Raw genomic sequence first — 12,601 nt, 5'->3', positions numbered from 1 at the left:
GTAATAAATATTCCCCCAAGACTTGCAGGGAGCAATCTCCGCGCAACCTCCTACGAGTAAATCGGACAGAAGGTGACGTTCGCTCGAACAAAGCAACCCGTTAGCAAAGCACGGTGGAACAGATATGTCGGATTGCCAATCGAAACCTCATCGACATCATTTCAGGTGACGGTATCGGTCTGGTGCTTGTGGCGGCCGAGCAGATTTATCATCAGTCAGCTATGGCCGATGGATGGTATGTTGGCTGCTGGGGCTGCGGACCGACATCTGTTTTATCACTCTCTGACCTGTGACACGCTCACATTACACACGAAATCAAAGATGCAGTTGGAAATACACGCTACGAACGACTCACAATAACATCCTAAGCGCGTTATTATTTTGCCCCCCACGAATCACTTTCCGAGGATTACAAGTCACCTGAGCAACTTCCACAATATTGTCAATCAAGGGACAAACCGATCTATCGCGTTCGACCGTTCTAAGATGCGGCAGCCAGGTAGAGGTCCCAGTAGCGACACACGGAGGCCAGTTATTCAATAGTGGTGTTCAATTACTCGTTGATCAGCCACGAGCATTTGTCAGGTGCAAATCGCTCAGTCGTAGGAGGGGCCGTCCCACCGCTCACGTGATCATCAGTCCGCCAATGGCCGCTCAAGCGTGATCTGCTCGTATGATTCTCCCTCGATTGCGGTGGGGTGGACCGCGGCCAACAGCACATCCGCCCGGTCTGCGAAGTAGTTGATCAGCCGCTCGGTCCGCTTGCCGTCGAAAGCGCCGAGCGAGTCCAGGGCCAGCACCGGTGACACCTCGCTCACGTCATACGTGACGAAGCCAGCCAGCCCGAGGACGAGCCCGATTGTTTCCCGTTCGCTCTCGGCCAAATGCTCAATAGTGTCAGTCCGTATGCTCCCCTCAGCCTCGCGGGCGATGACAAGCTCGAAGTTGCCGTCGAGCCAGAGACGCTCCAGTCGCTCGAAGTTCAGCGCGGACAGCAGGTCGTCCATCGCGGCGTTGAAGTTCTCCCGTAGTTCATTCTCCAAGTTTTCGATCCGGTCGGTGAGGGTGGCGATCTCCTCCTTCAGTGTCTCGACCTGCTCTTGGTTCTCCCCGTACTCTCGTTGCTGCTCCCGGAGGTCCTCGCACGTCCGTTCGAGGCGGTCGAGCTCGCGGCGGAGCGATCGGAGGTCGACCCGAGTGGACTCCAGCTGCTCCGCAACCTCGCTGTCGGCTGCGGTCCGCTCGGTCTCATGCTCGGTGACCGCCTCATCAACCGAGCCCAGTTCCGACCGGAGTTCCTCGAGCCGCGAACGCTGTTGGTCGAGCGAATCGCGCCGCTCCTCGAGTCGCTGTTCAAGCTCCCGGCGCCTCTCAATTAGCTCCTGTTTGCGTGAGCGCGCGCGGCGGGCCGTCTCGATGCGCTCGTCAAGCTCGTCGAGTTCCGGCTCGCGGTCGCGGAGCTGCTGTTTGTCCCGCTCGATGAGTTCTTGCAGTTCCCCGACAGTCGCTTCGAACTCCGCCCGCTCGGCTGACGACCCACACGCCCAGCAGGTGAACTGGTCGCCCGTGAGGCCGGCCTCGTAGCCCAGGATTCCGGTGAAGTCGGAGTCGAGCATCTCCCGGTTCGTTGTCAGCACCGACTGGAGGATGTCAAGCCGGGCCTCCACGCCCTCAAGTTCGGATTGAATTTCGGCCCGCTCCTGCTTGAGCGCCTCGATATCCGTCTCGTCGACCTCGTCGGTCGATTCGATGTCGTCCTCGACATCCGAGAGCTGCTCCTCCAGCCGGTCGATGGCGTCCTCCAGCCGACCGATCTGCCCCTGCGTGTCGGCCTTCTCCGACCGGAGGTCGGCTCGACGGTCGCGGAGCTCCGTGAGTCGATCGTCCTCGTCGGTGGCATCAGCTGCCGCCTCGCGCCGTGTCTCGAGCTCGTCCAGTTTGCGCTCTAGCTCCCCCTCCCGTTCACGCTTCGTCTCGAGCTCCTGTTCGCGCTGTGCGAGCCGCTCGTCGATGTCCGCCAACTCCTCGATTCGAGACTCAAACTGCCGCTTGCGCTGCATCTTCTCGGCCCGTTCGGCTTCTAGCGCGTCAATATCCATCGGCTCCTTCAATAGGGATTCAATCTCCTGTCCCCGGCTGACGGCAGCCCGAAGCGGGTTGGTCTCCGTGAGCGCCGCGAATCGTTCAAGTAGGAGACGTTCGTCTTCGTCCTCAACCCAGGTCTCGCCGCCGGTCCGGACCCCTCCTTCCGTTCGGTGGGCAGTCCGCTTGACCGTCCGGTCGCCGATAGTGAGCGCCACCCGCGCCTCGTCGGCGCCGTTCTTGATGGGGACAGTTGAGCTTCCGAGCGCGAACAGAGCACTTTGAAGAAGCGATGTCTTGTTAGCCGCGTTTGGTCCTTGTATCAGAGCCACCTCCTTATCAAATGTTACGGTTAGGTCGTCGATGCCGCCGATATTCTCGATATCAAGTGTGATTTTCGTCATGGTAATTCAGTTACTCGCAGTCGCATATATATCCCCGTCGTACGGCCCGATCGATGGGAATGGTAGCGTGGCAGGTTTCGCATTCGATAGCGACGGAGACATCCACTACAAGTTCGCCCCCATCAAGTCCGCCCTTGTTGGATAGTGACCGGACCGCTTCGGATACTTTCTTTCTAGCGTATTCACGGGCCATCTCGATTGTCTCGGCTTCCCACTCCCCCGATTCGGCAGTGTACTCAAGATCAAGACAGTCCTGTAAGTGCGTGCGAACCACGCCGTATGAGACGAAGTCGTCCCGAAGCTGCTCAACTCCGATCCCCGCACTTGAGAGCCCGACTGCCACCTCCTCGGCAACCGAGTCATCCGCCGAGCGGAGCCGTTCATATTTCGACGCCGCCTCTTGCCCGAGCGTCGATAGCCCCGCTCGGTCCATCTCCCGCCGGAGCATGGTGATGTTAAGCCACTCGGCAAGCTGCCGATATCCCTTGCGCTCGGGAGTCTCGGCCTGCCACTGGTCGACGAGCTGGCTTTCGTACCGCTCCATGTCTCGCTCGTCGAGTACTCGGCAAACCTTGCAGCCGTGTTCGGTCATCGGGCTTCGATTATAAATTTGGATTAATGCATGTGGCGGTTCCCGCCAGCGTCGTTGGCTCTGGATAGCGCGTCAGTAGTCCACAGGAGCGGCCACGGCCACGGATATCTGAGGCCGATATTGAGGATCAAAATTGCATCATACAGGGTGTCATAGAACAATTCATAAGATGGTCGGTTTCGGAGTTTTGGCGTGAACTACCCAGTTATTTGGTATCGGTTCGGGACTGTCGAACCGCTCTGTTATTTTGCAAGTGGTTCCGAATTCATGATTCCGTCAGAGTGGCCTGTCCTCATCATGCGTGAGCAAGTTGACCGAAACTGCCCATCTTTTGTTGCGAGGCGAAGCAAATCTGGGAAATATTTTAGATGGTGAGGTCAAAATATTGCCGTATGCCAGCACGCCCCAACATCATCCGACCAGAGGAAACCGAGGACCCAACCGTCAGGGAGCGTCTCGAAGAGGCCGAGACGAGTTGGTACGGTGACGCGGCATTCTTTGGCGCAATGGCACATTGTCCGGAAATATTCCAGACCATCGTTGCCACGTTCGAGTCGTTCGGGCGAGGGGAACACATCGATTCGGAGTTGCTGGAACTGATGCGCCTCAAAATCGCCGAAGTTCACCAGTGTGCGTACTGTGCGACCGTTCGTACACTTGATGTCCGCGACACAGTCAAGCCGAAAGAAGATGCGGTGTTCGGGACCATCGACGAGGACGGGCTCACCCGTCGGGAGTATCTTGCAGTCTCACTCGCCGAGCAACTCTCGGAGGACCCACACAGGATACATGACAAGCTATTCGACAACCTCCAGAAAGTGTTTACCGAGGCCGAAATCATCGAGCTACTGTTGTTTGGTAGTCTTGAAGTAGGTCTCGACCGATTCTGTATCGCCCTGGAACTCCAGCCGACCGACGATAGTGCGTATCCCAACGACGTGGAGTATCCGCTGGAGAACCCTCGGCCAAAAATAGAGTAGCCTCATTAGTTGAATAACTCAACCTAACCCAGAGATCGCCAGTGTCGGATGGCCGGACCATCGCTGGCTTGTGTTCAGTTGGTCTTAGACTCCCCGCGGAGGAGCCGCCGGACACACTTGGAGGAGTGGTTGATGCCGAATACCGGACAGATGTGTTCTCGAAGCAACTCTGGTGTCTACGGCTACATCAGACTTCGTTCTCCCGGTATTCTTTAGACTTACACAACTACTGGCCTGCACCCCGCCACGGACGACTTCATCGGTCGTCACCGTGTGTTCATCTGCGGCCAGTTGTCGGGCAAGTTGACCACAAGCGTCGATTTGCCGACGCCTCCCTTCAGCATACACACCGAAACAGCCCGAGAGTACCCATCGGTTTGTACCGAATCATATGGGCTATTTGGGCTATTCGTTCTATCTATGCTATTCTTGCTATCTGAGCCACTCATACTATTCAGCAGTATCAACCCCTCTCAACTTAACTCTGTGGTGAATAGTCCGAATGGTATTCTATCCTAAAGCTATATTCTATTCCAGAATAGTTTACTACTCTAGAATAGCTAGGATAGAATCAATAAATGTGGGTCAGGAGACGAGCTCCAACATAGAGCGAAGTTCAGATTCGATATTAGTCAGTTCACTCCGTTGCCACTCAAACCGTTCTTCCACCCCAACATCGGTAAACCGGAGTGAAGCACGAACCTGCCGGGCGGGATCGTGCTGGAAGAGCGCGAGAGCGTAGACAAGCATTTGCGGCCGATAGTGGTCAGCGAGGGTATCAGTCGTCGTTGACGAAAGATCGTTTGTCTTGTAGTCGATGATATGATACGCATCAGGAGTGACCAGAAGACGGTCAATATCACCCACTATGCGGGAGTCATCAAGACGAGCGACAACTGAGTACTCGTCATAGGTCGCTTCGAGTGGGAGGTCCGCCTCAGTTTCATCAACGAACCGGATCGCATCCTGGGCATGGCTCACGGCCGCTTGGAGATCGTCATCCGTCGGTTCCTCGCTCCCCATACGACTCAATTGACGAATAAACGAGGGCCACTCATCCCGTGGAGGACGGAGCTCATTAAGCCGATGGACAACAGTTCCGAAGGTGGTGGGGCTCAATCCAACTGTTCCACCCTCCAACGTGTGACTATGTCCGTCCTCGGAGGCATTCACAACAGCACTAACGAGGGTTGTCGCGGCAACGCGAACGGCGGCCTGAGGTTCCGGCGGAGAAGAGACAGTAATCGCAGGGGGTAATTATTCAGTCGGAGCCTCAGACTGCCGTTCAACCGGCCGAGGTGGCGTCTGAATAGTGTATGAAGCATCACCGATTCGAGCGTTCGTAGCCTCCTCGTTGACCGCCTCAGCGATTAGCTCTTGATTATCAAACAGAATTGGCTGGAGCCAATCACGCCATCGGCTGGCGTCGTCGAAGTCATCTGGCTCACGGGCGTTCACGATATTTCAAGTTTGGTGCATTGATTCGTAGTGGTCGACGTGGGTTCGTGGATAGCTCATAGAGTGCCTCTTTCAGCGTGGGATTAAACATTAATACTCCGAGTAGTCAGGTTCGGGACGGCAGTTGTGCAGGTTTAACCAACAACCGCTATCAGTACGGCCGGTGTTGGTTAACGCGGAGGACGCTGGATTCAGGAGCTATTATCCGAAGCGGGATCCAAACAGAGAATTCAGGACTATACCGGGATGAGAGGGAACCATATCGAGCTTCCTGAAACATGAAAGCGACACACAGCGGCTCATCGGGAACGCAGACAACTATACTAATCATTAAAGAATTTTGCTCAGGGACTGTTGCATAGGATAGTGGACTATCTCGACGAGATCTCTGCCGAGGAACTGCAAGACGCTCTCGACAACGTGGACGGAGCGAGGCCGACACAACGGCTCTTAGCGCCAATCGCGTACAAGAACGGTGTAACGCAGACCGAGCTAACCGAGTGGTACGGCGTTCAGCGGCGGACGGCCTGACAACAGCGGCGGCGCTGACACCAAATTAGTAAAGCCGCACGACGACCCAAGCCACCGGAACGTCTTTATGCAGTCAGCTGAGATGTGGGTTCAATTTATCATAGGTATCTACCGGTCCGTGGGAATCTCCCTCCGCGTTGGCTCATATGAGACGTACGCCTCAAACTTGTGGAAAGGTTCTCTGTGCAACTAGTTCATATACGTATCATACTCCGTTCGACCGCAGCTGCCGCTCCTCAAACACGGCAACCAAGTTCGGGAACTGCTCTGTGAATCCTACGATGGCATGGGAGAAGCGGTGCAGTATATACTCGCTGGACTACTGTTCATTATCTGCGAGTTTCCGATCGAGGCTCTCTTGCCGTAATCCCAGCAGGCTTTATTATTAGAGGGAGACAGAAACCTAAGCAGGTCGCGCGCAGCGCGGAGACAGGCTCCAGCCGTCTAAACCGGGATTGTCAATCCGGTCACTCCGCGGGCCCGTCACGCAGTGCTCGCGCCGCGGCGCCGGCTAATCCAGCAAAGCCAGCAGCCGCTGCGGCGATTCCGAACCCATCTCCTGACGCCGCCGTCGCCTCCGTATCGGTATCCGTCTCCCCACTGGCATCGGTGTCGGTCTGATTATCAGTGTCGACCTCTGTCTCAGTCTCGGTCTCGGTTTCAGTCGGTTCGGGGTCATCGCTCGTCTCACTATCGGTCATATCCTCCGCGGTCGCCTTCACAACGACTGGGTTGATTGGGCCGCCGGTCGCCATCTCAACGTGTAGAGGGGCGCCCGAGAACATGAACTCGTAGATTCCGTCTTCGGCGCACTGTTCCGCCAATCCGGAGAGGTCCATCACTTCATTCAGAGTGAGTCCAAGATCACGGAGAAAAGCGCCATGCAGTGGGAGCAGGTACGTTCCGGTGAGGTCCGCACGGTTGTCGGCGACGTCGTCCGTAGTAACCTGCTGCGTGATTTGTTCAACCGCGAGGTTGTCAGCACCCATGTAAGGAATCTGCATATTGTGGGCCCACTCGATCAAGGCATCACTATATGTCAGCCCTGGCTCTCCCAGTGCGTGCCACTCGGCATCAGTGTCTTTCGTGCGTTCAATGGCGCCGGTTCGGATCAGAACGATATCACGCTCGCGAATCTCGGTGCCCTGAGCGTCAGCGGTTTCCTGGAGGTCAGCAAGCGTAATCGCAGCGTCCTCGTTCTCCCCGGTCGTGTCCAGCGGGAGCCAGGTTCCATTGGGACCCTCTGTTCCCATATGCCGTCCTACGTCTAAGAGGACACCGCGACCAACGACACCGGCGTCAGCGGCCTGTGAGATGTCGCCTCGTCCGAGGCCATGTGTCATCTCTACACTGCCGAGTTCGGGGTCGCCGGGAACCGCGTTGAGGTTGTTGATTCCCCGCACCCCCTCTTGAAATTCTCGCGGAGTATGTGTTGTCGCTGCGTCGAAGCCGTTGTACAGCTGACCGTCATACCAACCGTGGCCAAGTGCGTCCGCGTGGGTCGCACCCTGAATGTACAACGGCGTCGCGAACGCGTCGTCGGCAAAGGCCATGCCACCGTCAGCGGGAGCGGTAGCGAGCGACCCAGTCTCGTCACTCGCGTCAGCCCAGTTAGTCCGTCGAGCCGGAAACCGACCGGGGAACATCGGGTCACCGGTGTCGGTAGTTGGGTTCTCGACGTCGCTTACGAGCGCGTCGATTGCGTTGCCGGTAATCGGGTCCTGAAGTGTAAACCGGGCGGCACTCTCAGAGTTGTAGTCCGTGACCGCCGTCATGCCAGCAGCGATTTCCCGCCCGCCTAGATAATTAATGGCACCGAGTTCGTCGTCATCGCCGAATCGACCCCAGTTGTCGGGCATATCATCAAGAAGCGGGCCAATAGGCCGCGGACCGCCCTGCGCCGCCGTTGCCGTTTCGAGTTCACCCCCAGCGATGGTGAGCGCGAGCGCTGCGCCACAGCCAGCCATGAACCCACGGCGACTTGTTCCGTTCGCCCCGCAATCACAGTCTGGAGCATGGTCGTGGTCAACCATATATCAGTTGTTAGTCCAAGCGTGCAAGTATAAATCCATGTGTATAGGTAATTAGGCACAATACTCCGAGGGATGCTTCTATATTTAGCACCGTAAAAATAAATAAATGCCAGTCCAGAGTGCGACCGAACCGCCGGCAAGGCGTTGGCCCAAACCTCAGCCCCGGGTAGCACATTCCCGACATATGGGCAGGCACCGCTACGAGAGCGTCCCTCTAGCAGTAGTTGGTAGCGCGATTTCTACTCACGTCCACCGCCGAATGATTGGCTGGCGATTCACCTATGGCTCATGCTTGTACGCGGCTAGTCTCGACGGCCCGTGTCGGCTCAGGTGACCGGTCAGACCCTCTAAGGGCGTGCTCGGACCGAGTCCCGGGCTGACAACTGGACAGCCTCACTCCCCCGTTTCGCGTTCAATATTGCGGATCTCGAACGGGAGAGCCCGCCCACACCTGTAACGAAATCCCAGGCCGTGTAGTATACCCGCCCGGAAATATTGCTCAGATTGATCTTACCAACGACTGCCCTGCTCGCAGCGTCTGGATACCACGCATAGTGTTATTCATATGTTATTTTCTCCACGGATGATATCTAGTTGAACGTCTTATTCCGTGTACGGCTAAATGCGAGTGAGATTGTACCGCCACCCTACCTTTCTTGACCTTGGCTATCAATTTGAACTTGGACTGGTCAGGATATAAACAGTTCGTTATTGATACGTGAGAGTGGTTATCAGGAGGATGGAGCGTGTTCAGAGGCTATTAAGATTCGGTAAAAATCTCTCGTTGTGAGTAAGCTACTATTATCCGAAAAGAATGAGATCCGTCGACGTGCGGCAGTTCACTCGGCTTGCAAGGTTCCGCATATGGCAGTGAGCGACAATGAACGGTGTAAGGGGCTGTCACCTCCAGAAGATGAAGACGGGCTGTGGATATCCGTACTGTCACGTCCGGGGACTGTGCGAGAATCGCGGAAATCGCTGGTCGTCCTACGAACCCTCGTACTCGCTCGGTCCGGGACTATCGAAGCCATCATCGAGGGCCAGTTCTCCATAGCCGCGCTCACTGCCTGCGTGGAAGCCCTCAACAGCCTGTTGCTCGTCGCCGAAGAGGGTGTAGATATACAAGAGCTCGTCAAGGCGTCGGTTGGAAGCGAAGTGACGATGGACTGACTTCACGTTCACCCGGAAGCACGTGGGCAGGGAATCGGTACGGCACTAGTCGAGCGGGTTCGAGTCACACACGAAGATCGAACGCTCGGAGCGCGAGTCCTCTCGAATGCGGCCGAGGGCGGGGAGTTCTACGAGCAGTTCGGGCTTCACCAGAGCGGACGGGGGCACTCGACGATCGGCGGAGAGGAGTACTCCGTCGCGCTGCTCACTGAGCGGATTCGCGCAGAACAGTAGCCGAATCATAGTGGGTGCTTGGACTCGACAGGTATACTCAGCATATTGAACGGCCGTTATCGTCGAACCCAATGAATATGCCGTCGCCTGCTGACTAATCGACAGAGAGCGAGTACGTCACCAACTGCTCACGCTCCCCGTGACTCACGCCGTCTCTGGCCGTATCTACAATCATATCACCTGTCTCGACCTACGAGGGGCTGTCGCCTCCGTTCCCGGCACACGCCAGCCGGTTCACTCGGCGGCCGCCAGATGACGGCTACCGCATACAGGAAGCGTAGTCGACACTCTGTCTACTTCGGAACAGCGAATTATCAGATATATTATCTATACCGGTGACCGACGCATTCGATGCGGAACTCGTTAGAATAGTTATAGAGTCGGCGTGGGCGCGTAGGTCCACAAAAGTCAGTTTGCATACCAGCCTCGACTGTCCCCCTCCTGTGGCCACTTGATATGCCTAAACTGGAATAATGACGGCTGTCTCCTCCTCGGTATCGTCCGCGTTCTCGGGGCGTCGCTCGGCAAAATCTTTGAGCGCGTGCTCGGCTTTTGTCTATCGTCTTCCAGAACGAGTCAAAAAGCGTGCTGATGTAGGGGGTCGATCCACCGGTCAGGTCAATGCTGATATGGCGATCATCCGCAACACTGTGGTGTAGGAGACGCCTAAGTTGGCGGCCTCGGTGACGATGTAGAGCGAAATCCCGGCCCCGACTATCTCGCCGGCGACCGGGAGGGGGCCGAGCAGCGGATCGACACCGACACTGACTTTCATCCCTGGATGTAATAACTTAGACTGTAGGGCGTCGAAGCAAACAAGGGATGTCGGTATCACGATCTCAATCGTCATTTCCGCGCACATCTTCTCCGCGTGCCTCACCTTGCCTTCCCTGTTCGCACAGTATCACGCCTGTCTGGTGTTCCGAAGATCAGGCACTCTGGCATTCCGAGCCATCATCAGGGAGCGGCTATCCACTTCTCAGCTTGGCCCTACGGAGGGCGGCGTTGACGCCGCCACGGAGCAGGATGACGACACTGTCGAAGTATAGGCATGTGACGAACAGGAACATCGCCCCGATCATCCTGTATGCCGCGTAGCTGGACGCGTTGCCCGCATAGAACCGAAACCTGAGCTGAAGAGTCACCCATCCTGCGGCAGCGACGGCTACTCCCGGAAGCACCTCCCGTATCGACACGTCGACCGGCGGGAGTACGTAGTATATCGGCAGGAAGGCAAGCCCGAGTACAGCGCTCAACAGGACAAACTGAGAGCAGTGACGAACGGAAGGTCCGAGAATATGAGCGACAGTACAACGCTGGTTGCGACAACCAGCCCGACGGCAAGCGTGATTCCGAGCAGCACCACGGAGGCGTTCCGGAGTTGAACGGGCAAGGACGTGTGCACATCGTCGGTATAGATTTCGTCGAACGTGAGGTCAAGCCCACGGGACAATTTCAAGCTACCCCAGGACAGCGCGAGGAATCAGACGATGGACGCGGCCCCTCAGTTGGACGTATCCGAGAGCGCCCCCGTCAGGCCCTCCTGACTCGCGGACGGGGGGTGTTGGCTGAGTATCGCCATCACGTGCGCCGTCAGTGCCTCTCCGCCGACGAACGACACCATCGCCACGGTCAACAGTATCAGTGGAACTATTCAAGCGAACGTGTAGAAGGCGGTGGCTGCGGCTAAATACGTCAGGTCGCGGTCCGCTGTCAAGACGACAACGGTGTAGACGAGAGAGGCGGGACCCCGCAGTGGAGCCGGAACGTGCTGACTGTTCCACGTACTGCTGCTCATCGGTTGCTCCGCACACAAGGGTTCGTCGTCCCCGACAGTCGCTTACCCGACGCGTATTCTTGTGTAATTCTGGCCTCCAAAGAGGGAGTTATGATGAGCCGTCATTATTCGGTGAACGGCGGGCTCACTGCGGCCGTCACTCGACCCAGCCCGGGGTGTCCAGATGTCTGTCGACCGTGTGGCCGATAATACAGGTTCCGTTCATAATAGCCGACCGATACCCGCCCGATATGTCGGTTCGACACGTCGCCGTACCGGTCGGGGTAGCGCCGAGCCAACAGACAGCAGATCCACTCGTTATGCCACTCTCAGATACGGGAGTGCCCATTCATTTGGCTATCAACAGGTATTGATTCGACGGTTATCCGCTACTGCATCTGTTTGAATTGCTAATCACCTCTGGGATTTATAAATCCTCTCACGATTAATCGGGGGCGAGCATCCAGTTATGTCAAAATTAGAAGATTTAGTTTAAATTGAATAGACAGGGAAAATATGTGCTCGTTACTTCAGTAAAGAGTCGGATATGATAGGCCCTGCAGAGGAATTCAATACACGTCTGGTGAATGGACCTACGGACCGTCTCCCGCCCAGCGTGTTCACTGCTCTGTTGATTGCGCTTGTGCCACGAACCGTGCGGGGGCGCCATCCCCGTCCTGAAGCTTCAGCGGGAAGCACATTACCTCCAATCCCCGTCCCGCGTTCGCTACCTCCTCTAAATAAAGGTGCTCGGCAATGAGTACACCCTCCGGCAGGAGCGTCCGGTGGTGTGGGTAGTCGCTCCAGCCGTCGGGACGTATCGCCCGCGGTCGGTCCGGGCTGATGGTGTCTACTGCTAGCATTCGGATATCACGCTCCAACAACCACTCCGCGACATCGGGACCCAGCCAGGGGTAGCGCTGGTATGTTTCCTCGTCATCGAAGCACTCCCCCCAGCCGGTTCTGACGAGAACGATGTCGCCGGCCACGATACCGCCGGCGGCCTCCGCGGCCCGCTCAACATCCCTGAGGGGGATTTCTTCCGATTCACTCCGCTGCAGGTTCAGCACGACGGCCGGACCGGCGAACCGACTCAGTGGAATATCGTCGATAGTTGTGCCGCCAGCGACGAAATGCAGCGGTGCATCGACATGGGTCCCGACGTGGGTAGGAGCGCCGTAGTGCTGGACGTGCCTCCCATCCTCCTCAACGGTCGACATAGTCTCTAGTACGGGTGAGGGAAGCGACGGGGAATGTGGGACTTCCGAGTGAAATGTCTGTGTAAGGCACTGTCTAGTTAGCGCAGATTGAGGAACGAGCAGGTCGTTGAGCGTCTTGCC

At 56.8% G+C, this 12,601-nt stretch carries 8 protein-coding genes and 3 pseudogenes; 4 read left to right on the top strand and 7 right to left on the bottom strand.

Annotation, left to right across the window (positions count from 1 at the left end):
- Positions 1 to 635 precede the first annotated feature (635 nt).
- On the bottom strand, positions 636 to 2,486 hold the full coding sequence (locus tag DP107_RS16975; RefSeq protein ID WP_144263311.1) for an archaea-specific SMC-related protein: 1,851 nt from the start codon (positions 2,484 to 2,486) through the stop codon (positions 636 to 638).
- Positions 2,487 to 2,496: 10 nt separating this feature from the next.
- Positions 2,497 to 3,078, bottom strand: a complete 582-nt coding sequence (gene rdfA / locus DP107_RS16970) for a rod-determining factor RdfA (RefSeq protein ID WP_144263310.1) — start codon at positions 3,076 to 3,078, stop codon at positions 2,497 to 2,499.
- Between the two features lie 392 nt (positions 3,079 to 3,470).
- Here rdfA and DP107_RS16965 point away from each other — a divergent pair, with 392 nt between their 5' ends.
- The gene (locus tag DP107_RS16965; RefSeq protein ID WP_144263309.1) at positions 3,471 to 4,058 is read left to right on the top strand and encodes a carboxymuconolactone decarboxylase family protein; all 588 of its coding nucleotides are present in this window, start codon (positions 3,471 to 3,473) and stop codon (positions 4,056 to 4,058) included.
- Between the two features lie 585 nt (positions 4,059 to 4,643).
- Here the strand turns inward: DP107_RS16965 and DP107_RS16955 are convergent.
- Positions 4,644 to 5,504: pseudogene (locus DP107_RS16955) on the bottom strand (PD-(D/E)XK nuclease family protein); the annotation flags it as partial.
- Between the two features lie 378 nt (positions 5,505 to 5,882).
- On the opposite strand from DP107_RS16955, the pseudogene DP107_RS16950 reads away from it, so the two are divergent.
- A pseudogene (locus tag DP107_RS16950) lies at positions 5,883 to 6,041 on the top strand (IS630 family transposase); the annotation flags it as partial.
- Positions 6,042 to 6,514: 473 nt separating this feature from the next.
- Here DP107_RS16950 and DP107_RS16945 read toward each other — a convergent pair.
- Complete coding sequence (locus DP107_RS16945; RefSeq protein ID WP_238330921.1) at positions 6,515 to 8,014, bottom strand: cyclase family protein; 1,500 nt, start codon at positions 8,012 to 8,014, stop codon at positions 6,515 to 6,517.
- Between the two features lie 930 nt (positions 8,015 to 8,944).
- Here DP107_RS16945 and DP107_RS16940 point away from each other — a divergent pair.
- On the top strand, positions 8,945 to 9,250 hold the full coding sequence (locus tag DP107_RS16940) for a hypothetical protein (protein ID WP_144263307.1): 306 nt from the start codon (positions 8,945 to 8,947) through the stop codon (positions 9,248 to 9,250).
- Between the two features lie 12 nt (positions 9,251 to 9,262).
- Positions 9,263 to 9,484: pseudogene (locus DP107_RS21520) on the top strand (GNAT family N-acetyltransferase); the annotation flags it as partial.
- A gap of 613 nt (positions 9,485 to 10,097) precedes the next feature.
- Here the strand turns inward: DP107_RS21520 and DP107_RS16930 are convergent.
- The 3 genes from DP107_RS16930 to DP107_RS16920 form a co-directional block, all read right to left on the bottom strand.
- Positions 10,098 to 10,334: a DUF4112 domain-containing protein gene (locus DP107_RS16930; protein WP_185977368.1), complete on the bottom strand. Its 237-nt coding sequence runs from the start codon at positions 10,332 to 10,334 to the stop codon at positions 10,098 to 10,100.
- 118 nt (positions 10,335 to 10,452) lie between these two features.
- Complete coding sequence (locus DP107_RS20555) at positions 10,453 to 10,740, bottom strand: YhjD/YihY/BrkB family envelope integrity protein (protein ID WP_202877439.1); 288 nt, start codon at positions 10,738 to 10,740, stop codon at positions 10,453 to 10,455.
- 1,141 nt (positions 10,741 to 11,881) lie between these two features.
- On the bottom strand, positions 11,882 to 12,601 hold a 720-nt coding region (locus DP107_RS16920; RefSeq protein ID WP_144263305.1), incomplete at its 5' end, for a cyclase family protein.

Source organism: Haloglomus irregulare (assembly GCF_007421925.1).
Lineage (GTDB): Archaea > Halobacteriota > Halobacteria > Halobacteriales > Haloarculaceae > Haloglomus > Haloglomus irregulare.
The sequence above is the reverse complement of the archived record's forward strand: the minus strand, read 5'-3'. Positions and strand labels throughout refer to the sequence as shown.

Bases quoted from the DNA above. Each gene is read 5' to 3' on its own strand.
- DP107_RS16945 (WP_238330921.1), bottom strand. From the start codon at position 8,014: ATGGCTGGCTGTGGCGCAGCGCTCGCGCTCACCATCGCTGGGGGTGAA.
- DP107_RS16940 (WP_144263307.1), top strand. From the start codon at position 8,945: ATGGCAGTGAGCGACAATGAACGGTGTAAGGGGCTGTCACCTCCAGAA.
- DP107_RS16975 (WP_144263311.1), bottom strand. From the start codon at position 2,486: ATGACGAAAATCACACTTGATATCGAGAATATCGGCGGCATCGACGAC.
- DP107_RS16965 (WP_144263309.1), top strand. From the start codon at position 3,471: ATGCCAGCACGCCCCAACATCATCCGACCAGAGGAAACCGAGGACCCA.
- DP107_RS16930 (WP_185977368.1), bottom strand. From the start codon at position 10,334: ATGACGATTGAGATCGTGATACCGACATCCCTTGTTTGCTTCGACGCC.
- rdfA (WP_144263310.1), bottom strand. From the start codon at position 3,078: ATGACCGAACACGGCTGCAAGGTTTGCCGAGTACTCGACGAGCGAGAC.